This window comes from Bosea vestrisii (genome assembly GCF_030144325.1).
Classification (GTDB): domain Bacteria; phylum Pseudomonadota; class Alphaproteobacteria; order Rhizobiales; family Beijerinckiaceae; genus Allobosea; species Allobosea vestrisii_A.
The window spans coordinates 3,218,253-3,244,732 of sequence record NZ_CP126307.1; the positions used below are offsets into that span (position 1 = coordinate 3,218,253).

24 protein-coding genes and 4 pseudogenes are annotated in these 26,480 nt (G+C 65.3%); 17 read left to right on the plus strand and 11 right to left on the minus strand.

The annotated features are described in order from the left end of the window. Nucleotides 1-3: 3 nt before the first annotated feature. Nucleotides 4-1,308 (minus strand): tRNA uridine-5-carboxymethylaminomethyl(34) synthesis GTPase MnmE, encoded by a 1,305-nt coding sequence (gene mnmE / locus QO058_RS15960; RefSeq protein ID WP_284167295.1) that lies wholly within the window; start codon nt 1,306-1,308, stop codon nt 4-6. A 38-nt stretch (nt 1,309-1,346) separates the two neighbouring features. Here mnmE and QO058_RS15965 point away from each other — a divergent pair. Further along, nucleotides 1,347-1,610: pseudogene (locus QO058_RS15965) on the plus strand (DUF255 domain-containing protein); the annotation flags it as partial. Nucleotides 1,611-2,382: 772 nt separating this feature from the next. Here QO058_RS15965 and rho read toward each other — a convergent pair. From rho to hemE, 3 genes are all read right to left on the minus strand, one after another. Next, the gene (gene rho / locus QO058_RS15970; RefSeq protein WP_284167296.1) at nt 2,383-3,648 is read right to left on the minus strand and encodes a transcription termination factor Rho; all 1,266 of its coding nucleotides are present in this window, start codon (nt 3,646-3,648) and stop codon (nt 2,383-2,385) included. A 221-nt stretch (nt 3,649-3,869) separates the two neighbouring features. Then, nucleotides 3,870-4,295, minus strand: a complete 426-nt coding sequence (gene hemJ, locus QO058_RS15975) for a protoporphyrinogen oxidase HemJ (protein WP_284167297.1) — start codon at nt 4,293-4,295, stop codon at nt 3,870-3,872. A 13-nt stretch (nt 4,296-4,308) separates the two neighbouring features. After that, nucleotides 4,309-5,343 carry a uroporphyrinogen decarboxylase gene (gene hemE, locus QO058_RS15980; protein WP_432211939.1) on the minus strand — a complete coding sequence of 345 codons (1,035 nt, stop codon included), beginning with the start codon at nt 5,341-5,343 and terminating at the stop codon, nt 4,309-4,311. Nucleotides 5,344-5,786: 443 nt separating this feature from the next. On the opposite strand from hemE, the gene QO058_RS15985 reads away from it, so the two are divergent. The 5 genes and pseudogenes from QO058_RS15985 to dnaQ all read left to right on the plus strand — a co-directional run bounded on the left by QO058_RS15985 (nt 5,787) and on the right by dnaQ (nt 9,410). Further along, nucleotides 5,787-6,617 (plus strand): pyruvate, water dikinase regulatory protein, encoded by an 831-nt coding sequence (locus QO058_RS15985; RefSeq protein WP_284167299.1) that lies wholly within the window; start codon nt 5,787-5,789, stop codon nt 6,615-6,617. After that, complete coding sequence (locus QO058_RS15990) at nt 6,617-7,237, plus strand: Maf family protein (RefSeq protein ID WP_284167300.1); 621 nt, start codon at nt 6,617-6,619, stop codon at nt 7,235-7,237. The genes QO058_RS15985 and QO058_RS15990 overlap by 1 nt, the downstream gene beginning before the upstream one ends. Continuing rightward, nucleotides 7,234-8,066 (plus strand): annotated as a pseudogene (locus QO058_RS15995) (shikimate dehydrogenase). Before QO058_RS15990 ends, QO058_RS15995 begins: the two are co-directional and overlap by 4 nt. Nucleotides 8,067-8,088: 22 nt before the next feature. Continuing rightward, nucleotides 8,089-8,700: a dephospho-CoA kinase gene (gene coaE / locus QO058_RS16000; protein ID WP_284167301.1), complete on the plus strand. Its 612-nt coding sequence runs from the start codon at nt 8,089-8,091 to the stop codon at nt 8,698-8,700. Nucleotides 8,701-8,702: 2 nt separating this feature from the next. Beyond that, nucleotides 8,703-9,410 carry a DNA polymerase III subunit epsilon gene (dnaQ, locus tag QO058_RS16005; RefSeq protein ID WP_284167302.1) on the plus strand — a complete coding sequence of 236 codons (708 nt, stop codon included), beginning with the start codon at nt 8,703-8,705 and terminating at the stop codon, nt 9,408-9,410. Between the two features lie 47 nt (nt 9,411-9,457). On the opposite strand, the gene QO058_RS16010 is transcribed toward dnaQ, so the two are convergent. Both QO058_RS16010 and secB read right to left on the minus strand, forming a co-directional pair. After that, complete coding sequence (locus QO058_RS16010) at nt 9,458-10,201, minus strand: TerC family protein (RefSeq protein WP_284167303.1); 744 nt, start codon at nt 10,199-10,201, stop codon at nt 9,458-9,460. Between the two features lie 151 nt (nt 10,202-10,352). Next, the gene (gene secB / locus QO058_RS16015; protein WP_284167304.1) at nt 10,353-10,847 is read right to left on the minus strand and encodes a protein-export chaperone SecB; all 495 of its coding nucleotides are present in this window, start codon (nt 10,845-10,847) and stop codon (nt 10,353-10,355) included. Between the two features lie 253 nt (nt 10,848-11,100). Between secB and QO058_RS16020 the strand changes: the two genes are divergently transcribed. From QO058_RS16020 to QO058_RS16040, 5 genes and pseudogenes are all read left to right on the plus strand, one after another. Then, on the plus strand, nt 11,101-11,826 hold the full coding sequence (locus QO058_RS16020; protein WP_284167305.1) for a Tim44/TimA family putative adaptor protein: 726 nt from the start codon (nt 11,101-11,103) through the stop codon (nt 11,824-11,826). A gap of 104 nt (nt 11,827-11,930) precedes the next feature. Continuing rightward, entirely contained in the window at nt 11,931-12,986 is a 1,056-nt protein-coding gene (gene mltA / locus QO058_RS16025; RefSeq protein ID WP_284167306.1) for a murein transglycosylase A, read from the plus strand. A gap of 3 nt (nt 12,987-12,989) precedes the next feature. Beyond that, on the plus strand, nt 12,990-13,553 hold the full coding sequence (locus QO058_RS16030) for a Smr/MutS family protein (protein WP_284167307.1): 564 nt from the start codon (nt 12,990-12,992) through the stop codon (nt 13,551-13,553). Further along, nucleotides 13,550-13,924: a helix-turn-helix domain-containing protein gene (locus QO058_RS16035; protein ID WP_129160409.1), complete on the plus strand. Its 375-nt coding sequence runs from the start codon at nt 13,550-13,552 to the stop codon at nt 13,922-13,924. The genes QO058_RS16030 and QO058_RS16035 overlap by 4 nt, the downstream gene beginning before the upstream one ends. Nucleotides 13,925-13,980: 56 nt before the next feature. Further along, nucleotides 13,981-14,980: pseudogene (locus QO058_RS16040) on the plus strand (adenosine kinase). Nucleotides 14,981-14,998: 18 nt separating this feature from the next. On the opposite strand, the gene hemA reads toward QO058_RS16040, so the two are convergent. Further along, entirely contained in the window at nt 14,999-16,210 is a 1,212-nt protein-coding gene (gene hemA, locus QO058_RS16045) for a 5-aminolevulinate synthase (protein ID WP_284167308.1), read from the minus strand. 206 nt (nt 16,211-16,416) lie between these two features. On the opposite strand from hemA, the pseudogene QO058_RS16050 reads away from it, so the two are divergent. Both QO058_RS16050 and QO058_RS16055 read left to right on the plus strand, forming a co-directional pair. Then, a pseudogene (locus QO058_RS16050) lies at nt 16,417-16,905 on the plus strand (aromatic amino acid lyase); the annotation flags it as partial. Nucleotides 16,906-16,960: 55 nt separating this feature from the next. Continuing rightward, on the plus strand, nt 16,961-18,049 hold the full coding sequence (locus QO058_RS16055; RefSeq protein WP_284167309.1) for an HAL/PAL/TAL family ammonia-lyase: 1,089 nt from the start codon (nt 16,961-16,963) through the stop codon (nt 18,047-18,049). Nucleotides 18,050-18,178: 129 nt separating this feature from the next. Here QO058_RS16055 and QO058_RS16060 read toward each other — a convergent pair whose 3' ends face one another. From QO058_RS16060 to rpsO, 3 genes are all read right to left on the minus strand, one after another. Continuing rightward, the gene (locus QO058_RS16060) at nt 18,179-18,811 is read right to left on the minus strand and encodes a pyridoxamine 5'-phosphate oxidase family protein (RefSeq protein WP_284167310.1); all 633 of its coding nucleotides are present in this window, start codon (nt 18,809-18,811) and stop codon (nt 18,179-18,181) included. Nucleotides 18,812-18,948: 137 nt separating this feature from the next. Further along, a complete protein-coding gene (pnp, locus tag QO058_RS16065) occupies nt 18,949-21,120 on the minus strand; it encodes a polyribonucleotide nucleotidyltransferase (protein ID WP_284167311.1) in 2,172 nt (723 codons plus the stop codon). A gap of 284 nt (nt 21,121-21,404) precedes the next feature. Further along, complete coding sequence (gene rpsO, locus QO058_RS16070; protein ID WP_057192055.1) at nt 21,405-21,674, minus strand: 30S ribosomal protein S15; 270 nt, start codon at nt 21,672-21,674, stop codon at nt 21,405-21,407. A gap of 185 nt (nt 21,675-21,859) precedes the next feature. Here rpsO and QO058_RS16075 point away from each other — a divergent pair, with 185 nt between their 5' ends. The 4 genes from QO058_RS16075 (at nt 21,860) to ligD (ending at nt 26,108) form a co-directional block, all read left to right on the plus strand. Further along, nucleotides 21,860-22,357, plus strand: coding sequence for an NUDIX domain-containing protein (locus QO058_RS16075; protein ID WP_284167312.1), 498 nt, complete (start codon nt 21,860-21,862; stop codon nt 22,355-22,357). An 89-nt stretch (nt 22,358-22,446) separates the two neighbouring features. Further along, nucleotides 22,447-22,680, plus strand: coding sequence for a hypothetical protein (locus tag QO058_RS16080; protein ID WP_432211940.1), 234 nt, complete (start codon nt 22,447-22,449; stop codon nt 22,678-22,680). Further along, a complete protein-coding gene (ku, locus tag QO058_RS16085; protein ID WP_284167313.1) occupies nt 22,680-23,558 on the plus strand; it encodes a non-homologous end joining protein Ku in 879 nt (292 codons plus the stop codon). The genes QO058_RS16080 and ku overlap by 1 nt, the downstream gene beginning before the upstream one ends. 18 nt (nt 23,559-23,576) lie before the next feature. Then, nucleotides 23,577-26,108, plus strand: coding sequence for a DNA ligase D (gene ligD / locus QO058_RS16090; protein WP_284167314.1), 2,532 nt, complete (start codon nt 23,577-23,579; stop codon nt 26,106-26,108). On the opposite strand, the gene QO058_RS16095 is transcribed toward ligD, so the two are convergent. Then, the gene (locus tag QO058_RS16095; protein WP_284167315.1) at nt 26,109-26,480 is read right to left on the minus strand and encodes a winged helix-turn-helix transcriptional regulator; all 372 of its coding nucleotides are present in this window, start codon (nt 26,478-26,480) and stop codon (nt 26,109-26,111) included.

Here is a 26,480-nt window from a genome sequence, read left to right on the forward strand (position 1 = left end):
CGCTTATTTGCCGATGCAGAAGCCTGAGAACAAGCCGTCGAGCACATCCTCGACATCGACCTTGCCGATCAGACGTTCCAGTGCTCTGACCGCAATGCGCAGCTCTTCCGCGATCAACTCCGGCTGCTCATGCGGAAGCATGGCGGCGCGTTCGATCGCAGCAGCGGCGGCGGCCACTGCGATGCGCTGACGCTCGCGGGTAACAAGTGCGGGCTCAGCCTGGCCGAGCTTGCTTAGGCGAGCTGCGATGACGTCGATCAGCTCGGGCAGACCTGCGCCGGTTATCGCTGACACGCCGATTTCCCCAGGACGGGCAGCTCCACCAAGGTCGATCATCGTCGCGACAGCAAGGTCGCCTCCCTCGCTGTCGGCTCGTTCCGGGTCCGAATCGGGCGATCGCAAACGCAACACGAGATCGGCATGGGCCGCTTTCTGCCGCGCTCGCCTTACGCCCTCGGCCTCGATCGCGTCACTGCTCTCGCGCAGACCGGCAGTATCGACCAGCACGACGGGGATACCGCCCAGGTCCAGCCTGACCTCGATGGCATCGCGGGTCGTTCCGGCAACGGGCGAGACGATCGCAACATCGCGTCGGGCGAGCGCATTGAGCAGGCTGGATTTGCCGGCATTGGGTGGTCCCGCAAGCACGACGACGAAGCCCTCGCGAACCCGCTCACCGGCCGCGAAGCTACCGAGCGCGGAACGCAGGCTGCCGAGCACGCCCTGTGCTTCAGCAACGGCGTCGGCGATCAACGGGCCACCGACGTCACCTTCGTCCGAAAAATCGATCTCGGCCTCGAGCAGCGTCATCGCCTTGATCAGCGCGTTACGCCATTCGCCAGCGGCGCGACCGAGCGCGCCTTCCATCTGCCGCAGCGCCTGCTTGCGTTGCCATTCCGTCTCCGAATCGATCAGGTCGGCGAGGCCTTCGACGGCGGCCAAGTCGAGCTTGCGGGCTTCGAAGGCGCGGCGAGTGAACTCGCCCGCCTCGGCCAGCCGCATCTCGGGCAGGGCGGTGAGAACCGACAACAATCGCGACAGAACCGCGCGTGAACCATGGATATGGAACTCCGCGACATCCTCCCCGGTAAAGCTCGCAGGCGCCGGAAAGAACAGCACTAGGCCATGATCGATGATGGCGCCGGCGGGATCGCGAAGCGCTCGATAGGTCGCCCTGCGAGCCTCCGGCACAGACCCGACGATCGTTTCGAGAGCGAATCGGACGCGTTGGCCCGAGACACGTACGACCGCGACACCGGCGCGCCCACTGCCGGAGGACAGTGCCACAATGGTCGGATAGGCTCGCATCCTCAGGCGCCCTTTTCACCAGGGCTGAAGCTTTCGCGATGAACCGTCTGAAGCATGCCACCAGTCCCTATCTGTTGCAGCACCGCGACAATCCCGTCGACTGGTGGGAATGGAGCGACGAGCTCCTCGCGCAAGCACGCGCCAGCGATCGCCCCATCCTGCTTTCTGTCTGCTATGCCGCCTGCCATTGGTGACACGTCATGGCGCACGAGAGCTTCGAGAACCCTGCGATCGCAGCGGTGATGAACGAGCTCTTCGTGAATATCAAGGACCGCGAGGAGCAACATGACGCCCCCGACATTATGACATGGCATAGGAAGCGATTTGGAAGGTCGCGCCATTCTCAATTGGCTGGATACGCCTGTCCAGCCGGCATCTCCGCCACCGGGAGTGGCGCGAACTTGCCTACCGTGTTTTTCGTTTCGTTTCCGAATCCATGGCCTGTGCGTTTAGCTCTCATGCCGCACCGGAGATCGGCACGACTTTGCCCTTGCGCAGCGCTGGATTGCGCATCTCGATCGGTACTACCGCGGGTCTCCTACCCATAGCTCGGGCCGACAGTGCGGCACTACCGGTCATACCCAGACCGACTCATAATGCCATACCGAACGCCAGCGGACTGCATGAACCGACCTGTTGTGGATCGTGGTTCAGACCAAATTGTCGGAGGGCCACGAGCCGGCCGACCCATTCCTAACGTCATACCCGCCGCAGCTGCGTATGCACCGATGGCGCATGGCTAGGTCCTCAACACCTATGACCTCGCGCCGCTGGCCGGCCCAAAACCGCCAGGCATTCCGGCAAACTGCCCTGGCACTACCGCACCTGACGACCAAACTGACTGATTGTACGGATCCGGAGGAGTTCCCGTTCGAGCATCCGTCATGCCTATGCCAAGCAGGCGGGGACGGCTCTGCCTTCGTTTGCGCCCACGGCCACTGTCTGCCGCCCATCACGGAGCCGAATCGATTGGCTGAAGTCGTTGCAGCTGCCCGCGCAGGCGGATGCTCGTGACAAATGAAAAAGGCCACGGCGAACTGCCGTGGCCTTCCCATTCCCGCGGTCCTGAAACCGTCAGGTGTTCATCGAGTCGAAGAATTCGGAGTTCTGTTTGGTCTGGCGCAGCTTGTCCAACAGGAACTCGATCGCGTCCTGCGGGCCCATCGGGTTGAGGATACGGCGCAGCACATAGGTCTTCTGCAGGTCGGAGCGTGGCGTGATGAGCTCTTCCTTGCGGGTGCCGGACTTGATGATGTCGATCGCCGGGAAGATGCGCTTGTCGGCCACCTTGCGGTCCAGGATGATTTCCGAGTTACCGGTGCCCTTGAACTCTTCGAAGATGACCTCGTCCATGCGGCTGCCAGTGTCGATTAGTGCGGTCGCGACGATGGTCAGCGAGCCACCCTCTTCGATGTTTCGGGCGGCGCCGAAGAAACGCTTCGGCCGCTGCAGAGCGTTGGCATCGACACCACCGGTCAGGACCTTGCCGGACGACGGCACGACGGTGTTGTAAGCCCGGCCGAGACGGGTGATCGAATCGAGCAGGATGACGACGTCGCGGCCGTGCTCGACCAGGCGCTTGGCCTTCTCGATCACCATCTCCGCGACCTGAACGTGGCGGGTCGCCGGCTCGTCAAAGGTCGAGGACACGACCTCGCCCTTTACCGAGCGCTGCATGTCGGTGACTTCTTCCGGCCGCTCGTCGATCAGCAGCACGATCAGATAGCACTCGGGATGATTGGTCGTGATCGATTGCGCGATATTCTGCAGCAGCACCGTCTTGCCGGTGCGCGGCGGCGCCACGATCAAAGCGCGCTGGCCCTTGCCGACCGGCGCGACGATGTCGATGACGCGCGGCGAGAAATCCTTCTTGGTCGGATCCTGGACTTCGAGCTTGAGCCGCTCGTCCGGATAGAGCGGCGTCAGGTTGTCGAAGTGGATCTTGTGCTTGATCTTCTCCGGATCCTCGAAGTTGATCGTGTTGACCTTGAGCAGGGCGAAATAGCGCTCGCCGTCCTTGGGACCCCGGATCGGGCCTTCGACCGTGTCGCCGGTGCGCAGGCCGAACTTCCTGATCTGCGAGGGCGAGACATAGATGTCGTCCGGACCCGGCAGGTAATTGGAATCGGAAGAGCGCAGGAAGCCGAAACCGTCCTGCAGGACTTCGACGACACCTTCGCCCAGGATCTCGGTTTCCTGGGAGGCGAGCTGCTTCAGAATCGCGAACATGAGCTCCTGCTTGCGCATCGTGCTCGCGTTCTCGACCTCCATGCCTTCGGCAAAGGTGAGCAGTTCAGTCGGCGATTTCGCCTTGAGTTCGTGGAGTTTGATTTCCCGCATGGGGCACCCGGGTTGAGCAGGCCTGCATCTAAGGCAGGCCGGACGGCAGCGGAGGGATCGACGGGACGAAGGGCTGGGAGCCCCACTTGTCAGGATGTCGTGCCGGCTGGCGAAAGCTGCCGTGGCACGAACCGTCGACGATAGGGAAGGACGCGAACAGAAGGCGCAGAGGCTTGATAACCGCTTTCCCCGCCCGGCTCAAGCGGGAAACCGCGCCGATCTCAGAACGGCTTGACGATCACGAGGATGACGATACCGGCCATCAGCAGCGCGGGCACCTCATTGAGAATGCGATAGAAGCGCGCCGGCTTGTCGTTGCGGTCTTCGGCGAAAGCCTTGACCCTGCCCACCAGGTAGCCATGCAAGCCAGAGAGAACAAGGACCAGGGCGATCTTGCCATGCAGCCAGCCGCCCTTGAAGCCGAAAGCGCTCCAGGCAAGGTAGAGCCCTAGCACCCAGGTGATGATCATCGAGGGATTGATGATCCCCTTGAGCAGCCTCCGCTCCATGATCTTGAAGGTCTCGGACTGGATCGAGCCGGTCTGCGCCTCCGCATGGTAGACCATCAGGCGCGGCAGATAGAGCATTCCCGCCATCCAGGCGATCACCGCCATGACATGGAAAGCCTTGATCCATTCGTAGGCCATGGCGGGTTATCCTTCAGGCACGCACCAATTCGACCAATCGCTCGACATGAGCGATCGGTGTGTCCGGCAGGATGCCATGCCCCAGATTGAAGACGAACGGACCTGCGCCGAATGCCGCACGGATCGCTTCGATCTCGCGATCGAGCTCCGAGCCGCCGGCGCGTAGCACCTGCGGATCGAGGTGACCTTGCACCGGGACCAACGTCTGGATCGCCTTGCGCACGAAGCCCCGGTCGATCTCGGTTTCGAGCCCGACCGCGTCGACACCAGTCTCACGAACATAATCGGGAATGCCGGCGCCTGCTCCGCGCGGAAAGCCGATGATCTTCGCCTGGGGGTGGCGAGCACGAACAAGGTCGACGATGCGCCGCGTCGGCTCGATGCACCAGCGCTTGAAATCCTCCGGCCCGAGCGAGCCGGCCCAGCTGTCGAAGATCTGCACGACATCGACGCCGGCTTCGATCTGGGCATTGAGGTAAGCCGCGGAGTTCACGACAAGCCGATTGATCAGCCTGGCGAACAGGGCAGGGTCGCGCCGTAACAACTCTTTCGCCGGACCCTGATCCGGGGTGCCGCGTCCGGCGACCATATAGGTCGCCACCGTCCAGGGCGCACCACAGAAGCCGATCAGCGCCGTTCCGGCGGGAAGGGCCGCCTTTACCCGCCGGACCGTCTCGTAGACTGGCGCCAGCACGTCCGGATCAATCTCCTCGCGGATCTCGCCAAATCGGCTTTCGTCAGCAACGGGTTCCAGCCGCGGTCCTTCGCCTTGGGCAAACCAGAGCTTTTGTCCCAGAGCATGCGGTATCACGAGAATATCAGAAAACAGGATCGCGGCATCGAAGCCAAAGCGTCTGATCGGCTGCAGAGTCACTTCCGCGGCAATGTCCGGACTGTAGCAGAGCTCGAGGAAGCCACCTGCCTTGGCGCGAAGCTCGCGATACTCCGGCAGATAGCGGCCAGCCTGACGCATCATCCAAAGCGGAGGCTTTGGCAGCGTCTCACCGGAAAGAGTGCGGAGGAAAAGGCTCTGGCTCATGTAAGGCACCGGGCTCTGGGCCCTTCTTCTAAAAAGAATCTCTTCTAAGAGAGTCTTCTGTTTTGACTCTTTGATGGGGGCACATAGCCCGCCCCAAGATTGTCCACAACCGGTCCACAGGCCGCGCTCGGGTGAACTGGATGGCCATTGTCCCGGAGGAGGGCCCTTAACAGTTTCTTAACCAATTGATTTTCGACCTCAGGCGTGGCCTCACGCCGCGTCTCAAAATGATTCACGTGAAACATCGAGATTCCACCCACAGGCCGAAGCCTGTTGAGCTTTCGCCGAGTTATCCCGCCCGCTTCTGGCAAGGTTCTGATTCCGTCCAGTTATCCCCACTTGTCCCGGCCATCACAAACCGATGCGCTGGCCGCTCGCCGGGAGGAAAAGGGGATTCCCACGCTGGCGGAACAGCTCTAGAGCTGAATCGAGAACAGCCAGCGGGGGAAGCCGTGGCGCGCAACTATTTTCACCTGCATCTGGTCTCCGATGCGACTGGCGAGACGCTGATCGCGGTCAGCCGGGCCGCTGCTGCGCAATATGAAGCGGTCTCGGCGATCGAACATGTCTACCCGCTCGTCCGCTCCGAGAACCAGCTGTCCAGGGTGCTTGCCGAGATCGAATCCTCACCCGGCGTCGTGCTCTACACGCTGGTCGAGCCGGAATGGGCGGAGCGACTGGAGGCCTTCTGCCGCGATATCGGTTGCCCATGCCTGTCGGTGCTGCAGCCGGTACTGTCGCTCTTCCAGTCCTATCTCGGCCAGGCCTCCGCGCCGCGGCCGGGCGCCCAGCACACGCTCAATGCCGAATACTTCCGGCGCATCGACGCGATGAACTACACGCTGATGCATGATGACGGTCAGCTCGGTGGCGACCTCGAAAGCGCCGATGTCATCCTGGTCGGCATCAGCCGGACCTCGAAGACGCCGACGAGCATCTATCTGGCCAATCGCGGCATCAAGACAGCCAACATCCCGCTCGTGCCGAACGTGCCGCTACCGGTCGAGCTCGAGGCTTTGAAGAAGCCGCTGGTCGTCGGTCTCGTCGCCAGTGCCGAGCGCATCATCCAAATCCGGCAGAACCGGCTGCTGTCGCTGAAGGCGGATGACGAGACGCCCTATGTCGATCCCGATGCAGTCGCGGACGAGGTCACCCAATCGCGTCGGCTTTGCGCGCGCCGGGGCTGGCCGGTCATCGATGTCACCCGGCGCTCGATCGAGGAAACGGCTGCGGGAATCCTCGATCTGCTGCGCGATCACCGTATGAAGTTCATCGCGACGTGATGGGCCAGGCGACATTCTGGCGTGGCGATGCGCCCCTTATCCTCGCCTCCGGCAGCGCGACCCGCCTGCAGCTGCTTGCAGCGGCGGGACTCCCAGTTGAAGTGATCAAGCCAATCGTCGACGAGCGCGCGATCGAAGCGGAGTTCCTGGCCATGGGCGGCTCGCCGGCAGGAGTCGCTGCCGCATTGGCGGAGTCCAAGGCGTTGTCGGTCTCGCCGCTCGCTCCGGGGCGGATCGTACTCTCGGCCGACCAGATGCTGACCTCAGAGGGGCGTCCATTTCACAAGCCCGAGGATGCTGCAGCCGCATACCGCCAGATCGCGGCGCTCGCCGGTCGGAGCCATGAACTCACCTCCGCTTTCGTGCTGGCACGGGACGGACAGGTCATCGGGCGGGGCGCCAGCAGCGCGATGCTCGCGATGCGCCCACTGACGCGAGATTTCATCGAGCGCTATATCGCCCAGGCCGGCCAGGCAGCGACGACGAGTGTCGGCGGCTACCAGCTCGAAAGCCTCGGCATCCATCTGTTCGAGGCGATCGAAGGCGATCATTTCACCATCCTCGGCCTGCCGATGTTGAGCCTGCTCGCCACACTTCGCGACCTTGATCTCATCGCATGACCAAACGTTGCTTCATCATCGGCCACCCGGTCGCGCATTCCCGCTCGCCGTTGATCCATGGCCATTGGCTCGCCGAGCACGGCCTGGCCGGCAGTTATGAACGCGTCGATGTGCCGCCGGCCGAGGTGCCCACTCTTATCGCGCGCCTGCGCGCCGGCGAGTTCGTGGGCGGCAACGTCACCGTGCCGAACAAGGAAATCGTGCTGCCGCTGCTCGATCGGGCCAGCGAGACAGCCCGGGCCATGGGCGCCGCCAATACGCTGTGGATGGAAGATGGCCGGCTCCATGGCGACAACACCGATGCCTATGGCTTCCTCGCCCATCTCGATGCCTGCGTACCCGGCTGGGGGAGCGGGCCCGGACTGCACTGATCCTTGGCTCCGGCGGCGCTGCCCGTGCCGTGATCCACGGCCTCCTTGAGCGCGGGCTCTGTCGCGTCCTCCTGGTCAACCGCAGCCCCGAGCGGGCGGTCGAACTAGCGGCTGCTGTTGCGAGGTCGGTCGAGGCCCGGCCTTGGCAGGACATTTCGGCGTTGGTGAGCAAAAGCGATCTGATCGTCAACACGACCTCGCTCGGCATGTCGGGCCAGCCGCCGCTGGAGATCGATCTCTCTGGATTGCGTCCCGGTACGATCGTCGACGACATCGTCTACGTTCCGCTGGAGACCCCGCTGCTCGCGGAGGCGCGGGCGCGTGGCGGCATTCCGGTCGACGGGCTCGGTATGCTGCTGCACCAGGCGGTGCCGGGTTTCGAGCGCTGGTTCGGCGTCCGTCCGCAGGTCACGGATGCGCTGCGGGCGAAGCTCGAAGCCGACATTCCGGCTTTGTGAACATGATAGCGAAGGCGATGAGATGACTTTCCTGCTCGGCCTCACCGGCTCGATCGGCATGGGCAAGTCGACGACATCGGCGATGTTCCGTGCTGCCGGAATTCCCGTCCATGATGCCGATCAGGCGGTGCATGATCTTTATTCTGGCGTTGCGGCGGCACAGATCGAGGCGGCCTTCCCGGGAACGACGGTGGATGGTGTCGTCGACCGGGCGAAGCTCTCAGCGGCGGTGCTCGGTCGGCCCGAGGCGCTGGCGAAGCTCGAAGCCATCGTCCATCCGCTGGTCCGCGCCGAGGAGCAGGCCTTCCTGGTGCAGTGCCATCGGAGCGGTGCCAGCGCCGCGGTGCTCGATGTGCCGCTCCTGCTCGAGACGGGCGGAGAGAGTCGCTACGACGCCGTCGTCGTCGTCACCGCTCCGGCCGACGTCCAGCGCAAGCGGGTTCTCGGCCGTCCCGGCATGACCGAAGAGAAGTTCGCGGCGATCCTCGCTCGCCAGATGCCCGATGCGGAGAAGCGCCGCCGGGCTCACTTCCTTGTGGACACGTCGCTCGGGCTCGTGGCCGCCGAGCGCCAGGTCCGCTCTATCCTGAACGCCGTTGCGGGCCGCTTCGGCCGCGTGATGAGGGCGGATTGACCATGCGCGAGATCGTTCTCGACACCGAGACCACGGGCGTCGAACCTTTGAAGGGTGATCGCATCGTCGAGATCGGCTGCGTCGAGCTCGTCAATCATTGCCCGACCGGCCGCAACTACCACGTCTACATCAATCCCGAGCGGAACATGCCGGACGGCGCCTTCAGGGTGCATGGGCTTTCCGAGGCTTTCCTCTCCGACAAGCCGGTCTTTGCTGGGATCGCCGCCGAGTTTGCCGCCTTCATCGCGGATGCCAGGCTGGTCATCCACAACGCGGCCTTCGACGTCGGCTTCATCAATATGGAGTTCGGCCGGCTCGGCCTGCCTTCGATCGTGCCCGCGCTCGTGGTCGATACGCTGGCGATGGCGCGGCGCAAGCACCCCGGCGCCAGCAACAGCCTGGACGCGCTCTGCGCCCGCTATGGCATCGACAACAGTCGCCGCACCAAGCACGGCGCGCTGCTCGACTCCGAGATCCTGGCCGAGGTCTATATCGAGCTGATCGGCGGCAAGCAGACCAGTCTCGGTCTTGGCATAGCTGCTGCCGGCAGTGCTGGCGTTGGACTTGCCGTTACGATCGAGCGCCCCGTTCGCCAACGGCAGCTCGCTCCGCGTTTGACGCCTGAGGAGCGAGCCGCCCACGAAGCCTTCGTGGCGAAGCTCAAGGGGCCGCTCTGGCGCGGCTATCTCGGCCTGCCCGAGGAGGTATGAGGCCGGCCGTCATGCTCGGCCGGAGCCGAGCATGACGATTTCGTCGATTACTCCACCCGTTTCCGGGTCGCCCGGCGTGACATCATGTTCAGCCCCTCGATCAGGGCCGAGAAGGCCATGGCGGCGTAGATATAGCCCTTCGGGATATGGGCGCCGAAGCCCTCGCCGATCAGCGTGCCGCCGATCATCAAGAGGAAGCCGAGCGCCAGCATCACGATCGTCGGGTTCTTGTCGATGAAGCGCGCCAGCGGATCGGCCGCCAGCAGCATCACCATCACGGCGACGATGACGGCGATCACCATCACCGGCACATGCTCGGTCATGCCGACCGCGGTGATGATGCTGTCGATCGAGAAGACGAGGTCGAGCAGCAGGATCTGGAAGATCACGCCGCCGAAAGTCACGGCTGCGGCTGCGCCCCCGTCGAACATGTCTGGTCCGTGATCGGGATCGACCTTGTGGTGGATCTCCTTGGTCGCCTTCCAGACCAGGAACAGGCCACCGGCGATCAGGATCATATCGCGCCAGGAGAAGGCCTTGCCGAAGACCGAGAACACCGGAGCGGTGAGCTGCACGATGAAGGCCACGGTCGAGAGCAAAGCGAGGCGCAGGATCAGCGCCAGGCCGATGCCGATCCGGCGGCCGCGCGCACGCTGATGCTCCGGCAGCTTGTTGGTCAGGATAGAGATGAAGATGAGGTTGTCGATACCGAGGACGACCTCCATGGCGATCAGGGCGCCGAGCGCCGCCCATATGGCTGGGTCGGCGGCGAGCGTCATAAGGGCATCCATGGAAATCGTGAACCTCACGGGAATGGCACGCCGGGATGGCGGCCTCAGGCCCGCGGGAGATGGAAACGCTTCTGCGGCCGCGCAACGGTGGGCCAATAAAAAAGAGCCCCGAAGGGCTCTTTCCTGTCGAATTCACAATGCCGGTCGTTGCTCAGGCGTTCGGGGTGCCCTGCTGCGCCTGCATCTCCTCGAGACGCTGGCGGTAGAGCTGAGCGAAGTCGATCGGATCGATATAGAGCGGCGGGAAGCCACCATTGCGCACGGCTTCGGCGACGATCGCCCGAGCGAAGGGGAAGAGCAGGCGTGGGCAGTCGATCATCACGACCGCATGCAGCTGCTCCTGCGGCACGCCGAGGATGCGGAAGACGCCGGCATAGCTGAGCTCGAACGCGAACAGCGTCTCGTCGTTCAGGGTCGCCTTGCCTTCGAGCGTGAGGATCGTCTCGACGTCGTTCTCGCCGAGCGCGTTGGCGTGGACGTTGACCTGGAGGCCGATCTGCGGCCCGCCCTGCTGTTGCTGCTGAGTCAGCGAGCGCGGAGCATTGGGGTTCTCGAAGGAGAAATCCTTGATGTACTGGACCAGCGTGTTGAGGCTGGGCCCCTGCTGGTCGGCGGCGCCGGCGCCGTTGCCGTTTTCGTTGGCCATCGATCCCATCATTATCTTCACAAAACCATCGGGAAATTCCGTGCCGTGGCCGGAACTGCCCGGGCAAGGCGGCGGCGCCGGGCCCGCGTCGGCTATCATGGCGGCGGGGCCGGCACAAGCGAAGTGAGCTTTCGCGCCCTTGTCGCGCACCGGGGGTGGATGTTACGAGCCTCCCTCACCATATCCGTTCGATGACGGGCGACAAAAGCGCGCCCGCGCGGGAACGAGTTTTCGAGGTTCGGATCAGCCGGCGATGCAGAATTTCGATATGACGACCCTGGTCTTCCTGGCCCTGGCCGTTTTCGTCGCCTGGAAACTGCGCTCGGTTCTGGGCCAGAAGACCGGGCACGAGAAGCCGCCGGTCGATCCGTTCGCGCGCCGCGAGACGCCGCCGCTTCGTCCCGATCAGCCGGGCACTGGCGAGCGCCGCGACAACGTCGTCCGGTTGCCGGGCGCCGCCAACGACGCCGCGGCTGCCCCGGTGGCCGATGCGGAACGCTGGAAGGGCATTGCCGAGCCGGGCTCGCCCATCGCTGTCGGCCTCGATGCGATCGTCCGTCAGGAGCCGGGCTTCGAGCCGCAGGGCTTTCTCGGCGGGGCGAAATCGGCCTACGAGACCATCGTCACCGCCTTTGCCCGTGGTGATCGCAAGACCCTGAAGGGTCTGCTCGCCAAGGAAGTCTATGACGGCTTCGAGCAGGCGATCGGCGAGCGCGAGAAGCGCGGCGAGAAGGCTGAATCCAACTTCGTCTCGATCGACAAGGCCGAGATAACCGGGGTCGACGTCAAGGGCAAGGCCGCCCAGATCACCATCGCCTTCGTCTCGCAACTGATCAGCGTGGTTCGCGACGCGCAGGGCAATGTCGTCGACGGCAGCGCCGACGCCGTCTCCGAGGTCAACGATGTCTGGACCTTCTCGCGCCAGCTCGGCGGCCGCGATCCGAACTGGCTGCTGGTCGCTACCGAATCGGCCGCGTGATTCGTGCCGCCGGTTTCGTTCTGGGGCTGCTGGCCGCAGGTATATCGATGACCGGCTCGGAAGCTTCGCCTCCACCTTTGCCGACGGGCGCCCGGGCTGAACCCGTGGCGCCCGCTGCGCTTGCGGGCTGGGGCACTGACGATCAGCTCGCGGTTCTGCGCCTGTTCGCGCAGGGCTGCGAGACCGATCCGCCGCTGCGGCAAGGCGCCGTTCCATCCCCCGCTCTGCCAGCCCTGTGCACGAAGGCTGCGGCCCTGTTCGCTACGGGTGACGTGACACAGGACGCGGCGCGCCGCTTCTTCGCAGACAACTTTACCTTCTGGCGTATTCGCCCGCCCGGCGCCGACCGCGGCTTCATGACCGGTTATTTCGAGCCGGAGTTCGAGGGCTCGCTGACCCGCTCGGACGCCTTCCCGACGCCGCTCTATGGGCGCCCGACCGACCTGGTGACCAAAATGCCGGGCGATGACTGGCAGGGCCTCGATCCGGCCCTGACCTCGGCGCGCCGGACGGCCAACGGGCTGGCGCCATTCCCGGATCGTGGGGCGATCGAGGAGGGTGCGCTCGCTGGCCGGGGGCTCGAAATCCTCTGGATGCGCGATCCGGTCGATCGCTTCGTCCTGCAGGTCCAGGGCTCGGGCCGGATCCGCCTGCCGGACGGCAAGGTGACGCGCCTCGTCTATTCCGGGCGCAACGGCCATCCCTATACCTCGCTTGGTCGCGAGCTCAGCCGGCGCGAGAGCATTCCACCCGAGCAGATGACCATGGACAAGCTCATCGCCCGGCTGAAGGCGGATGCAGGTTTTGCCCGCGAGCTGATCCGCCTCAACCGCTCCTTCGTCTTCTTCGCTCGCAACGACAACCTGCCGACAGGCTCCGGCCCGATCGGTGGCGCCGGCCTGCCGTTGACGCCGCTGCGCAGCGTCGCGGTCGACCGATCGCTCTGGCCCTACGGCATGCCGGCCTGGATCGAAACGGTGATTCCCGACGGCAAGGGGGGCACTGAAAAGCTGGCCCAACTTGTCCTGGCGCAGGATACCGGCACGGCGATCATCGGCCCGGCCCGGATCGATCTCTTCGTCGGCTCCGGCGCAGAGGCCGGTCATCGTGCCGGCCTGATCCGGCATCCCTTCGATTTCGTCGTGCTCTGGCCGCGCTGAGCCATGCGGCGGCGCGGCAAGCTCCTCTCCGAAGCGGAACTCGAACTCTGGCGCCAGGTCGCGCGCACGATCAAGCCGCTACCTGGCCGCACGGCGGTCGAAGCCGAGCCGGAAGCGAAATCGGAAAAGCCGCCCGCGCCCGTGGAGAGCGCCCAGCCTTCCCCAGCACCGGCGCTCAAGGGCCGCCCGACGAAGCCCGCCTCGCCGCCGCTGGTGCCACTGGAGCGGCGCATGCGTACGCAATTGCGCCGTGGCCAGCAGGGCGTCGAAGCGGTGATCGACCTGCACGGGCTGCGCCAGGACGAAGCGCATGCGGCTCTGCGTGGCTTCCTGCGCGTGCAGCAGCAGCGTGGAGCCAAGCTCGTCCTGGTGGTGACCGGCAAGGGCATCGCCGGCGACGTCCCCTATGGCGAGGAGCGCGGCATCCTGCGCCGGAACGTCCCGCACTGGCTGCGTCTGCCGGATCTGCGCCCTCTGGTGCTCGGCTTCGACGAGGCCGAGCAGCGTCATGGCGGAACAGGTGCGCTCTACATCCGCCTGCGCCGCAGCCGGGACTTCAGCGAATGACGCCCTTCGGCCGCCGCGTCCGCGAACTGCGGGCCGCCCGCGGCGTGACCCTGGCGCAGATGGCGCAAGCGCTCGGTGTCACCCCGGCCTATCTCTCGGCGCTGGAGCACGGCAAGCGTGGCCAGCCGACCTTCACTTTGATTCAGGGCGCGATCCATGTCCTCGGCGTGATCTGGGACGAAGCGGACGAGCTGATCCGCCTCGCCGAGCTCTCCCATCCGCGCATCGTGATCGATACGGCCGGCCTCGAACCGGAAGCGACGTTGTTTGCCAATCGCCTCGCCCATGAGGTGCAGTGGCTCGGCCCGTCCGATCTGGCGGCGCTGACTTCGATCCTCGACAGCGCCGCGCGCCGCCGCGGCAGCGCTTGACCTCACCAGCCGGCAATGCCACACGCCGCCATTCTCCCGCCATTACGGACATCGCCATGACCTCAAAGCGCTATGACGTGCTCGCCCTCGGCAATGCCATCGTCGACGTCTTCGCTTCGGCGGAGGAAGATTTCCTGGCGAAATACGAGCTGGTCAAAGGCTCGATGACGCTGATCGATGAAGCCAGGGCCGAGCTGCTCTATGGCGCGATGGGACCGGGCAAGGTGGTCTCGGGCGGTTCGGCCGCCAACACCATCGCCGGCCTCGCCTCCTTCGGCGGCAAGGGCGCCTTCATCGGCAAGGTCAAGGCCGACGAGCTCGGCGGGCTCTATCGCCACGACCTGGCCTCGCTCGGCGTCGCTTTCGACACTGCTGCGGCGAATGAAGGGCCCGCGACGGCGCGCTCCTTCATCATCGTCACACCGGATGGCGAGCGCACGATGAACACCTATCTCGGCGCCTGCCAGGGCCTTTCACCGGCCGATGTCGATGCTGCGACGGTCGAGAATGCCGATATCGTCTACCTCGAAGGCTATCTCTGGGATCCGCCGGCGGCCAAGGGATGCCTTCCGCAAGGCCTCCGAGCTCGCGCACAAGGCCGGCGGGCGCGTCGCCATCACCTTGTCCGATTCCTTCTGCGTCGACCGCTATCGCGATGAGTTCCTCGGCCTGATCCGCAACCGCATGGTCGATCTCGTCTTCGCCAACGAGCACGAGCTGAAGAGCCTCTACCAGAGCGCCGATTTCGACACGGCGCTGGCGGCGCTGCGGGCGGAGAACGTCCTTGCCGTCATCACGCGCTCGGAGAACGGCGCGCTGGCGCTGACGCCGGACGGGGTCGTGGCCGAGCCGGTCTTCCCGATCGAGCGCGTGGTCGACGCGACCGGCGCCGGCGATCTCTTCGCTGCCGGCTTCCTGCACGGCCTGACGACGAACCGCGAGGCACGCGACTGCCTGCGGCTAGGCGCGCTCGCCGCCGCCGAGGTCATCAGCCATGTCGGCGCGCGCCCGAACGTCAACCTGAAGACGCTCGCGGGCAATAACGGCCTGCTCTGAGGCAGAAGGGCGGCCGGTTCAGGCCGCCCGCTTCAACCCAACGGCGCCCCAGATCTCGCTGAGCGCGGCGACCAGCGTGACGATGTCCTCGTCCGAATGCAGCGGCGTCGGCGTGATGCGCAAACGCTCGGTACCGCGTGGCACAGTCGGATAGTTGATCGGCTGGACATAGATCGAAAAGCGCTCGAGCAATTCATCGCTGATCCGCTTGCACAGCGCGGCATCGCCGACCATCACCGGCACGATATGGCTTGGGTTCGGCAGATGCGGGATGCCAGCCTGGTCGAGCTGGCCGCGCAGCTTGCGCACCCGGTCCTGCTGTCCATCGCGCTCGGCCGAGCTCGTCTTGAGATGCCGGATCGCAACCAGCGCGCCTGCGGCCAGCGCCGGCGGCAGAGAGCTCGAGAAGATGAAGCCGGAGGCGAAGCTGCGGATGAAGTCGCAGAGCGCTGCCGAGCCGGTGACATAGCCGCCCATCACGCCGAATGACTTGGCCAGCGTGCCCTCGATCAGGTCGAGCCGGTGGCTGAGCCCGTCGCGCTCGCTGACGCCGCCGCCACGAGGGCCGTAGAGCCCGACGGCATGGACCTCGTCGATATAGGTCATCGCGCCGAATTCGTCGGCGAGATCGCAGAATTCGGCGACCGGGGCGATATCGCCATCCATCGAATAAACCGACTCGAAGGCGATCAGCTTCGGCCGGCCTGAGTCGATCGCCTGAAGCTTGCGACGCAGATCCTGCGCGTCGTTATGGGCGAAGATCAGCTTCTCGGCCCGCGAATGCCGGATGCCCTCGATCATCGAGGCGTGGTTGGCGGCATCGGTCAGCACCACACAGCCGGGAATGCGCGCGGCCAGGGTCGAGAGCGAGGCCCAGTTCGACATGTAGCCGGAGTTGAACAGCAGCGCGGCCTCCTTGCCGTGCAGGTCGGCGAGCTCGCGCTCCAGCAGGATGTGGTAGTGGTTGGTGCCGGCAATGTTGCGGGTGCCGCCGGCGCCAGCGCCGCAGCTGTCGAGCGCTTCGCGCATCGCAGCGAGCACGGCCGGGTGCTGTCCCATGCCGAGATAGTCGTTCGAGCACCAGACGGTGACCTCGCGCGGCCCGTCAGGGCCGTGGAAGGCGGCGCGGGGAAAGCGGCCGGCGCGGCGTTCCAGATCGGCGAAGACGCGGTAGCGGCCCTCTGCCCTGAGGCTGTCGAGTTCGCTGCGGAAAAAGGCTTCGAAATCCATCGTGACGCTCCTGGCGGCACCTTTTAGGGATTCCAGGCGCTGCGTAAAGGCGCGCCGATGTCGCGCCGCAGTGGGGCTCCGATGCTCGATCCTAGCCCGGTCCGCACTGCATCGCATAAGGTGCTTTTCGTTTCCGGACGGGAATGGGCCTTTCCCTTTGCCGCGCTGGACCGTTAGATCGGCCGCTAAGCTGACGAGGACAGGCCATGGCGGTAACGATCGACGGACGCACCCTGAAGGGCAAGCAGGTGCTGCGCGTGGCCCGCCCCGGCGCCTCCGGCCGCTATGAGAAGGCGAATCTCGCGCCGGCGGCGCGCGCGGCGATCGCGGCGACACGGGCCCATATCGACGCCAATTTCATGAACGACGAGGCGCCGTTCATGTACTCCTTCAACACCGGCGTCGGCCTGTTCAAGGACCAGCGCGTGCTGATGTCGGAGATGACCGAGTATCAGCGCAAAAGCGTCTACGCCCACGCCACCGGCATCGGCGAGCCCTTCGCTGAGGACGTGACGCGCGCCACCATGCTGTTGCGCGCCAATGCTTTCGCCTCGAACTATTCTGGCCCGCAGGTCGCCCTCGTCGAGCGCCTGCTCGCCTGCCTCAACGCCGGCGTCCATCCGGTGATCCCGCAGAAAGGCTCGGTCGGCGCCTCCGGCGATCTCGCACCGCTCGCCCATATGTCGGCCGCGGTCTGCGGTTTCGAGGAGGCGGAAGCTTTCTACAAGGGCAAGCGGATGAAGGCCCGCGATGCCCCTGGCCAAGGCCGGGCTGGAACCGGACTTCAAGCTCGGCGCCAAGGACGCCTCCGCTCTGATCAACGGCTCGACCGTCTCGCTCGCGCTGGGCGTGCTCGCGACGGAAGATGCCAGGCGCCTGATCAAGGCCGCCGATATCGGGTTGGCACTCTCGCTCGAAGCGATGCGCGGCGAGCTCGCCGCATTTGATCCGCGCGTCCATGCCGCCCGCCCGCATCCCGGCCAGGCGCTGGTCGCGCGCAATCTGCTCAAGATCACGCACGGCTCGAAGCGCTGCTCGGCCTCGGCCCGCGAGACGATCTATCCCGACGAGATCGGCCGCACGCCGGGCAAGCCGCCGGCGCCGCGGGTCCAGGACGTCTATTCGCTGCGCTGCGCCCCGCAGGTGCACGGCCCGGCGCGCGAGGCGCTCGATTATGTCGCGCGCATCATCGCGACCGAGACCAATTCGGCGACCGACAATCCGCTGATCTTCCCCGAGGATGACGGCTATCGTGTCATCTCCGGCGGCCATTTCCACGGCCAGTATGTCGCGCAGGCGATGGACCTGCTCGCCATCGCCATGACCGATCTCGGCTCGATCTGCGAGCGCCGCCTCGCCCGCCTTGTCGACCCGACCATGAGCTATGGCCTGCCGCGCAATCTGCTCGCCGGCAAGCGCGGCCTCAACACGGGCTTTGCCACCGTGCAGTGCTCTATGTCCGCGCTGGTGATGGAGAACCGCACCTTGTCCTCGCCCGGCTCGGTCGATTCGATTCCCGGCAAGTCGAATGCCGAGGACCATGTCTCGAACTCGACCTGGTGCGGCCGTAAGGCGCGCACCGTCGTCGAGAATGTCGAGATGATCATCGCCGCAGAGATCCTGATGGCCTGCCAGGCGCTCTCCCTGATCGCCGAGACCGCCAAGGGCCATCCGCTCGGCAAGGGCACGCAGGCCGCGCTCGATGCGCTGCGCCAGACGATCCCGCCGGCGCTCGATGGCGACCGCTGGTACGCCGCCGAGATGAACCAGGCGACGGCACTGGTGCGTTCCGGCGCGATCGTCGAGGCGGTCGAGGCGGTCGTCGGGGCGCTGGAGTAGGCACGCCTGACTACATGCGTCATGCTCGGCCTTGAGCCGAGCATCTCAGGCCGGAGGAGGCTGCAGCCGGTGCCCTGTCGTCATGAGATTCTCGGGTCTGCGCTTCGCTCCGCCCGAGAATGACGCCTCCTAGTACAGCGTCGCCCGGACCCGTTCCGGCAGCGCCTTGTCATAGGCCTCGCCATCGAACGTCTCCGCCGCAGCCCGCGCGGAAATCTCGCGCAGGATCGTCCCGGCGCTTGGCAGTGTGCGCTTGTCGACCTGCGTTGCCGGGTTCCACAGATCGGCGCGCACGATGGCCCGCGAGCACTGGAAATAGGCCGCCTCGACCGTGACCACGATCACGCAGGCCGGCAGCTTTCCGGCCATCTCGAAGCGCGCGCACAGCTCCGGATCGGTCGACAGCACCGCGGTGCCGTTGACGCGCAGCGTTTCACCGTAGCCGGGGATCAAAAAGAGCATTCCGATTCGATTGTCGGACAGAAGATTCTTCAATGAATCGAGGCGGTTATTACCTCTTCGGTCCGGAATCAGCAGCGTTTTGGCGTCGCTGACCGCAACGAAGCCCGGCAGATCCCCGCGCGGCGAGCAATCCAGGCCGCCTGGACCGTTGGTCGCCAGCACAAAAAACGGCGAGGCTGCGATCAGCGCGCCGTAGTTCGCGTCGATGTGATCGATCTCCTTGATCACCGAAGCCGGCGCGATCGGGTTGGGGTAGAGCGCGGCGAGCTGATCGGGCGAAGTGATGCGGTGCGCGGTCATGCCAGCCTCCGAAGACGATAAGTCTAGACTATTTGAATCTGCCGCAATGCACCAGAGGGACCTTCAAAAGAAACGCCCCGCATCGCAGGATGCGGGGCGTCTGATTCACGTGAAACGCTCAGCGCGTTTCGGGTGCCTCAGTTTTCGGCGCCCTGGCGCTCGCGGGACTTCTCGGCGTCGCGCTCGGCCTTCAGCTTCTCGGTGATGTCCTCGCCGGTGGTCTGGTCGACGACCTTCATCGACAGGCGCACCTTGCCGCGCTCGTCCATGCCGAGGAACTTGACCTTGACCTTCTCGCCTTCCTTGACGACGTCCGAAACCTTCTGGACCCGGTTGGGGGCCAGCTCGGAGATATGGACAAGGCCGTCCTTGGCGCCGAAGAAGTTCACGAAGGCGCCGAATTCCATGACCTTCACGACGGTGCCGTCATAGATCATGCCCGGCTCCGCTTCGGAGACGATCGACTTGATCCACTTGATCGCCGCTTCGATCGACTTGCCGTCGGCCGAGGCGATCTTGATGGTGCCGTCGTCCTCGATGTTGACCTTGGCGCCGGTCTTCTCGACGATCTCGCGGATGACCTTGCCGCCGGAGCCGATGACTTCGCGGATCTTGTCGACCGGGATCTTCATCGTCTCGATGCGCGGGGCATACTCGCCGAGCTGGCCACGGGCCACCGAGAGTGCCTTGTTCATCTCGACGAGGATGTGGTCGCGGCCGCCCTTGGCCTGGTCGAGGGCGACCTTCATGATCTCCTCGGTGATGCCGGCGATCTTGATGTCCATCTGCAGCGAGGTGATGCCCTCGGACGTGCCGGCGACCTTGAAGTCCATGTCGCCGAGATGGTCCTCGTCGCCGAGGATGTCGGAGAGCACCGCGAAGCGCTCGCCTTCCAGGATCAGGCCCATGGCGATGCCCGCGACCGGCGCCTTCAGCGGCACGCCGGCATCCATCAGCGCCAGCGAGGTGCCGCAGACGGTGGCCATCGAGGAGGAGCCGTTCGACTCGGTGATCTCCGAGACGACGCGGATCGTGTAGGGGAATTCCGACTTCGCCGGCAGCATCGGGCGAATGGCGCGCCAGGCGAGCTTGCCATGGCCGATTTCGCGGCGGCCGGGCGAGCCCATGCGGCCAGCTTCACCAACCGAATAGGGAGGGAAGTTGTAGTGCAGCAGAAAGGTCTCCTTGTAGGTGCCTTCCAGCGAGTCGATGTACTGTTCGTCGTCGCCGGTGCCGAGCGTGGTCACGACCAGCGCCTGGGTCTCGCCGCGGGTGAACAGCGCCGAACCGTGGGTGCGCGGCAGGATGCCGGCTTCCGAGACGATCTTGCGGACCGTCTTGAGGTCACGGCCGTCGATGCGGACACCGTCGTCGAGGATGGTCCAGCGCACGACCTTGGCCTGGGCTTCCTTGAACTGGCCGCCGACCTGCTCCTTGGTGAAGGTCGTCTTGCCGTCCGGCGTGTCCGAGATCAGCGCAGCGACCTTGGCCTTGGCGGCGTCCAGCGCCTTGTAGCGCTCGGCCTTGGTGGTGATCTTGTAGGCGGCGCGGATATCCGCATCGACCAGCTTGAGCACGGCCTCGAGCACGACGGAGTTGTCGGCCGGGGTGTAGTCGCGCGGCTCCTTGGCGGCCTTCTCGGCCAGGCGGATGATGGCGTCGATCACCGGCTGGAAGTGCTTGTGGCCGAACATCACGGCGCCGAGCATGATCTCCTCGGAGAGCTGCTTGGCCTCCGACTCGACCATCAGGACGGCGTCGGGCGTGCCGGCGACGACGAGGTCGAGCTGCGATTCCTTGATCTCATCGACCAGCGGGTTGAGCTTGTAGGCGCCGTCGAAATAGCCGACGCGGGCAGCGCCGACCGGGCCCATGAAGGGCACGCCGGAGAGCGTCAGGGCGGCGGAGGCGGCGACCATCGCGACGATGTCGGGGTCGTTCTCGAGGTCATGCTGCAGCACGGTGCAGACGACCTGCGTCTCGTTGCGGTAGCCCTCGACGAAGAGCGGGCGGATCGGCCGGTCGATCAGGCGCGAGACCAGCGTCTCCTTCTCGGTCGGGCGTCCCTCACGCTTGAAATAACCGCCGGGAATGCGGCCGGCGGCGAAGGTCTTTTCCTGGTAGTTCACGGTCAGCGGGAAGAAGTCGATCCCGGCCTTCGGCGACTTGGCGGAGACGACGGTCGCGAGCACCACGGTCTCGCCATAGGTGGCGAGCACGGCGGCGTCGGCTTGGCGGGCGATCTTGCCGGTTTCGAGGACGAGCTTGCGGCCGCCCCAGATCAGTTCTTCGGTTTGAACATCGAACATGGATATGTCTTTCGGTCGGATGCGATCCGTCCGGCGTCGCTCGAGCCCATGGGCAAGACGGCGGAACGTCCGGGATATGCTCGAAAGAAGCGGCGCCCGGGCGCTCGGCGATCCTGCCATGGACGTCGCTGACGCCGGCGGATCATGCGGTGGGCCGCCCCATGCGGCCGCCGCACTGAATGGGGAACGTCGCGTCATTGCGGCGCTCCCGGGATGAGGCCGATCATTCGGCCTCTAGCAGAACCGCCCGGAGCAGCGAGGCACCGGGCGGGATTCGGTCTCGATCAGCGGCGGATGCCGAGCTTCTCGATCAGCGTCTTGTAGCGCGCTTCTTCCCTGCCCTTGAGGTAGTCGAGCAGCGAACGGCGCTGCGACACCATCTTGAGCAGACCGCGGCGCGAATGGTTGTCCTTGGTGTGCGACTTGAAGTGGCCGGTCAGGTTGTTGATGCGCTCCGTCAGGATCGCGACCTGGACTTCCGGCGAGCCGGTGTCGTTCGGCTTGGTGGCATGTTCCTTCATGAGCGCGGTCTTGCGCTCGGCAGTGATCGACATCGTCATGTCCTTTGGTTCGGTGTTGATCTGGCGGGCCAGGCCGGGATGTCGTCCAGCAAGGTCCGAAGCCCGCATCCGCCTCATCGTGGAAGGGATACGCGGCCGGCCATCGGACCGGTTGCCCGGGCATATACACGAAACTGGCGGAAAGGCTAGGGTTCTAGCGCCGTGGTTCGGAGAAGAGCATGCAGCAGGTCGCGGAAAGACGGGCCGTGCGCGCGCTCATCCTCACGCCGGAACGGGAGATCCTGCTCTTTCGCCTGCGACCGCCGGGAGAGACGCGATGCTTCTGGATCGCGCCGGGCGGCGGGCTCGACCACGGTGAGACGATCGAGGACGGCCTGAGGCGCGAGCTCCGCGAAGAACTCGGGCTTGTCGATTTCCGGATCGGTGCGCTGGTCTGGCGCCGGCATCACACCTTTGACTGGGGCGCTCGCCGGATATCGCAGCGCGAGGAGTATCGCATCGTCGAGGTCGCTCGCTTCGATCCCGTCATGACCGACGAGGTCGAGGCGCAGAACGTCGTCGAGCATCGCTGGTGGCCGATCGCCGAGCTGGGCAACATCCGCGAACCGCTGACGCCGTTGAGTCTATCGGCGATCCTGGCGCGATATCTCGCCGAGGGCGCGCCCAATCCGGTTCCGCCCGAGGAGGTGCTGGTCGACGACGAGGCGGCCGGCTGACTCGGAGGCGCGGCTCGCCGGAACCTCTGCCGGTTCCACAGGTTGACTCGCCGCAGGTCTCCAAACCGGGGTCGAGTATCATGCCAGCCATGCCGAAGGATCGCCTCATTGCCGCGCTCGGCGCCCAGCTGCGGGCCGAGCGCGAGACCCGCGACGCGCTCCGTGACGTGATCGCCAACGGCCAGCTCGACCGTGAGGTCCTGCTGGCGATCCTCTCCGATCCCGTACCGGTCGTGACCCGTGACGAGATCGTCAGGGCCGAGGCTTGGCTGCGCGGCCTGCCGCCGGCCTTCCCGGCCCGCCCGGCGCTGCGGGCGGCCTGATGGCACCCCGCCCGGCCTGGAAGGGCTATCTCAAGCTCTCGCTGGTGTCCTGCGCCGTGGAGCTGACCTCGGCGACCGACCATAGCGAGAAGGTTTCCTTCCGCGTCATCAACCGCAAGACCGGCAACACCGTGCGCCGTCAGTACATCGACAGCGTCAGCGGGAAGCCGGTCGACAGCGACGACGAGGTCAAGGGCTACGAGATCGGCGGCGACGAATACCTCCTGATCGAAGAGGACGAGATCGACGCGGTCCAGATCGAGAGCTCGCATACGCTCTCGATCGAGCAGTTCGTCGACCGCGCCGCGATCCCGCAGATCTATTTCGACCAGCCCTATTATCTCAGCCCGTCCGACGAGGTTTCGGAGGAGGCCTTCGCCGTGATCCGCGAGGCGATGGCAAAGCAGAAAAAAGCCGGCATCGCCCGCATCGTGCTCTATCGTCGCGAACGGCCGGTGATGATCGAGCCCTTCGACAAGGGGCTGCTGCTGACCACGCTGCGCTACGACAAGACCGTGCGCCAGCCGGACGAGATATTCGACGGCCTGCGCAAGGGCAAGCTCGACGAGGAATTGGTCGATCTTGCCACCCACATCATCGAGAAGAAGCAGGCGAAGTTCGATCCGAGCGGCTTCGAGGATGGCTATGAGGAGGCGTTGCTCGAGCTGATCGAGGCCAAGCGCAAGGGCAAGAAGCCGCCGGTGGCAAAGCCGGTCGAGCGTTCCGCCAATGTCGTCAACCTGTTCGATGCGCTGAAGAAGAGCCTCGGCCAGGAGGCCCGCCCGCCCTCTAAGTCAGGCGCTCCTGCCAAGAAGCCATCCGCTGCAGGCAAGTCGACTAGAAGGCCCGCTGCCGGCAAGGCCAAGAAGAGCGCCTGACGCGCGTCGGAGGGCGCCATGGCCAATCTCGACCTCTATCGCTCGAAGCGCGATTTCTCCCGCACCCGCGAGCCGAAAGGTGCTGCCGGCCGCCGGAAGGCAACTCAGGCCGGCGGTGCCTTCGTGATCCACAAGCACGCCGCGCGCCGCCTCCATTACGATCTCAGGCTCGAACATCGCGGTGCGCTCTGGTCCTGGGCTGTGACGCGGGGGCCGAGCCTCGATCCGGAAGAGAAGCGCCTCGCTGTCCATGTCGAGGACCATCCGCTCGAATACGGCTCGTTCGAAGGGACAATTCCGGAAGGCGAGTACGGCGCTGGCTCGGTCATCGTCTGGGACGAGGGCAAATGGATCCCGGAAGGCGATCCCGTCCGCGGCATGGAGAAGGGCCACCTTGCCTTCGCGCTCGAAGGACACAAGCTGGCCGGACGCTGGCATCTGGTGCGCTTGAAGGCCCGGCGTGGCGAGAAGCGCGACAACTGGCTGCTGATCAAGGTCGACGACGATTTCGCCCGTGACGACGAGGACATCCTGGAGACCGCGCCGAATTCGGTGACATCCGGCAAGAGTGTCGAGGAGGTGGGCGAGGATCCCAAAGGGGACGTCTGGTCGACCGATGAGAAGCCCGCGAAGGGCCGCAAGCCCAAGAGTGCCAAGTCCAAGACAACAAAAACCAAGCTCGCCGGACGCTCGGCAAAAGCCGAGAGCGAGCCGCTGCCGCGTTTCGTCGCGCCGTGCCTCGCGACGTTGCAGGACAAGCCCCCAGCCGGCGATGCCTGGCTGCACGAGGTCAAGTTCGATGGCTACCGACTGCAGGCGCGAATCTCCGCTGGAAAGGTCAAGCTGCTCACGCGGACCGGGCTCGACTGGACCGAGCGCTTCGGCAAAGGGATCGGCGATGCTTTCGCCGCGCTTGCCTGCGAGGCTGCACTGATCGACGGCGAGGTCGTGGCGCTGGGAGAAAACGGCATTTCCTCCTTCTCCGCCCTGCAGGCCGCCCTGTCGGATGGCGAGACCGCGAACCTCGTCTTCTTCGCCTTCGACCTGCTGCATCTCGACGGCGAGGACCTGAAGGGAGAACCGCTTCTCGCGCGCAAGGAGCGATTACAGGAGCTGCTGCAGGCTGCCGGGCCAGAGTCGCCGCTGCGTTATTCCGAGCATTTCGTCGAGCCGGGCCAGACCATGCTGCGTCATGCCTGCCGCATGGGGCTGGAGGGCGTGATTTCCAAGCGTGCCGAGGCGCCCTATCGCAGCGGGCGGGGTCGCGACTGGATCAAGTCGAAATGCACGCAGCGCCAGGAGTTCGTCATTGCCGGCTATGTGCCGTCGAAGGCGTCGCGCAACCAGCTCGGTTCGCTCGTGCTCGGTTATCACGAGGATGATGAGCTGAAGCCCGCCGGCCGTGTCGGCACCGGCTTCACCCGCAATTCGGCCGCGGCGCTGAAGAAAAAGCTCGATGCCATTGCCGCGGAAGCTTCGCCCTTTTCGGGCAAAGCCGGCCGCGAGCGTGGTATCGTCTGGGTGAAGCCCGAGTTCGTCGCCGAGATCGCCTTCGGCTCCTGGACGGCCTCGAAAACCCTGCGGCATTCGGCCTTCCTCGGCCTGCGCGAAGACAAGCCGGCGCAGGAGGTCGTCGAGGAGAGATCGCTCAAGGCTGGAGCGAGCAAGGCTCAACGCACGACGAAGACCAGGCGTAAGGCCAGCCCGGAGACGACCGTGACGCTCAGCAATCCCGCCAAGCCGCTCTGGCCCGATATCGGCTTCACCAAGCAGGATCTGCTCGATTACTACGCCAGCGTCTGGGAGCGCATGGCGCCGTTTGTGGTCGAGCGCCCACTGAGCCTGCTGCGTGCGCCCGACGGCGTCGGCGGCCAGGTCTTCTTCCAGAAACATGCGGGCGCCGGCCTGCACAAGGCGGTTTCGCGGGTGAAGGACAAGGATGGCGAGGAGCTGCTCTTCATCCGCGATTTCGACGGTCTTGCCGCGCTCGTCCAGCTCGGCACGGTCGAGGTTCATGTCTGGGGCGCCACGATCGACGCGGTCGAGACGCCTGACCAGATCATCTTCGATCTCGACCCCGACCAGGGCGTGCCGCTGGAGCGGGTGCGCGAGGCGGCGCTGAGCGTGCGCCAGCGCCTGGATGAGCTTGGCTTCGAGAGCTTTCTCAAGACCTCCGGCGGCAAGGGCTTTCACGTCGTGATGCCGCTGAAGCCCAAGGCGGGCTGGGACGAGGTCAAGGGCTTCGCCCGCGATTTCGCCAAGGCGATGGAGCAGGCCGAACCCAAGCTCTACACCGCGACCTTGTCAAAGAAGGCGCGCAAGGGCCGCATCTTCATCGATTATCTCCGCAACGGCCGCGGCTCGACCGCGATCGCGCCGTTCTCGACAAGAGCCCGCCCCGGAGCCGCCGTCGCCATGCCGGTCGCCTGGGAACTGCTGGAGAAGGGGCTGGCGCCCGATGCCTACAAGGCGCCGGAGGTGATGAAGAAGGGCCCGCCCGACGACGCCTGGGCCGCATTCTTCAAGCCGAAGCGGTCGTTGAAGCGCTGATCAGGCGACGATCTCGCCGCGATCGTAACGGCGCTGCGCCTCTTCGACCTCGCCGATATGGGCTTCCGCCCATTGCGTCAGCGCTGCGACCGTGCCGGCGAGGGTACGACCAAGCGGCGTCAGCGCGTACTCGACCGTGACCGGCACCGTCGGGAAGGCGCGGCGGGTGATCAGCCCGTCGCGCTCAAGGCTTTTCAGCGTCTGCGAGAGCATCTTCTGCGAGATGTTCTCGATTTTGCGGCGTAATACATTGAAGCGCAGCGTCTCCCGGTCGAGCAGGATCAGCACCAGCACCGCCCATTTGTCGCCGATCCGGTCGAGCACCTGCCTTGTCGGGCAGCGGGCATCGAATGCGTCGGGGCGATGCAGCAT

What these genes read in the sequence shown, in the direction of transcription:
- mnmE (WP_284167295.1), bottom strand. Translation starts at nt 1,308, where the DNA reads ATGCGAGCCTATCCGACCATTGTGGCACTGTCCTCCGGCAGTGGGCGC.
- rho (WP_284167296.1), bottom strand. Translation starts at nt 3,648, where the DNA reads ATGCGGGAAATCAAACTCCACGAACTCAAGGCGAAATCGCCGACTGAA.
- hemJ (WP_284167297.1), bottom strand. Translation starts at nt 4,295, where the DNA reads ATGGCCTACGAATGGATCAAGGCTTTCCATGTCATGGCGGTGATCGCC.
- QO058_RS15990 (WP_284167300.1), top strand. Translation starts at nt 6,617, where the DNA reads ATGGGCCAGGCGACATTCTGGCGTGGCGATGCGCCCCTTATCCTCGCC.
- coaE (WP_284167301.1), top strand. Translation starts at nt 8,089, where the DNA reads ATGACTTTCCTGCTCGGCCTCACCGGCTCGATCGGCATGGGCAAGTCG.
- dnaQ (WP_284167302.1), top strand. Translation starts at nt 8,703, where the DNA reads ATGCGCGAGATCGTTCTCGACACCGAGACCACGGGCGTCGAACCTTTG.
- QO058_RS16010 (WP_284167303.1), bottom strand. Translation starts at nt 10,201, where the DNA reads ATGGATGCCCTTATGACGCTCGCCGCCGACCCAGCCATATGGGCGGCG.
- secB (WP_284167304.1), bottom strand. Translation starts at nt 10,847, where the DNA reads ATGGCCAACGAAAACGGCAACGGCGCCGGCGCCGCCGACCAGCAGGGG.
- QO058_RS16020 (WP_284167305.1), top strand. Translation starts at nt 11,101, where the DNA reads ATGCAGAATTTCGATATGACGACCCTGGTCTTCCTGGCCCTGGCCGTT.
- QO058_RS16030 (WP_284167307.1), top strand. Translation starts at nt 12,990, where the DNA reads ATGCGGCGGCGCGGCAAGCTCCTCTCCGAAGCGGAACTCGAACTCTGG.
- QO058_RS16035 (WP_129160409.1), top strand. Translation starts at nt 13,550, where the DNA reads ATGACGCCCTTCGGCCGCCGCGTCCGCGAACTGCGGGCCGCCCGCGGC.
- hemA (WP_284167308.1), bottom strand. Translation starts at nt 16,210, where the DNA reads ATGGATTTCGAAGCCTTTTTCCGCAGCGAACTCGACAGCCTCAGGGCA.
- QO058_RS16055 (WP_284167309.1), top strand. Translation starts at nt 16,961, where the DNA reads ATGCCCCTGGCCAAGGCCGGGCTGGAACCGGACTTCAAGCTCGGCGCC.
- QO058_RS16060 (WP_284167310.1), bottom strand. Translation starts at nt 18,811, where the DNA reads ATGACCGCGCACCGCATCACTTCGCCCGATCAGCTCGCCGCGCTCTAC.
- pnp (WP_284167311.1), bottom strand. Translation starts at nt 21,120, where the DNA reads ATGTTCGATGTTCAAACCGAAGAACTGATCTGGGGCGGCCGCAAGCTC.
- rpsO (WP_057192055.1), bottom strand. Translation starts at nt 21,674, where the DNA reads ATGTCGATCACTGCCGAGCGCAAGACCGCGCTCATGAAGGAACATGCC.
- QO058_RS16075 (WP_284167312.1), top strand. Translation starts at nt 21,860, where the DNA reads ATGCAGCAGGTCGCGGAAAGACGGGCCGTGCGCGCGCTCATCCTCACG.
- QO058_RS16080 (WP_432211940.1), top strand. Translation starts at nt 22,447, where the DNA reads ATGCCGAAGGATCGCCTCATTGCCGCGCTCGGCGCCCAGCTGCGGGCC.
- ku (WP_284167313.1), top strand. Translation starts at nt 22,680, where the DNA reads ATGGCACCCCGCCCGGCCTGGAAGGGCTATCTCAAGCTCTCGCTGGTG.
- ligD (WP_284167314.1), top strand. Translation starts at nt 23,577, where the DNA reads ATGGCCAATCTCGACCTCTATCGCTCGAAGCGCGATTTCTCCCGCACC.
- QO058_RS16095 (WP_284167315.1), bottom strand. Translation starts at nt 26,480, where the DNA reads ATGCTGCATCGCCCCGACGCATTCGATGCCCGCTGCCCGACAAGGCAG.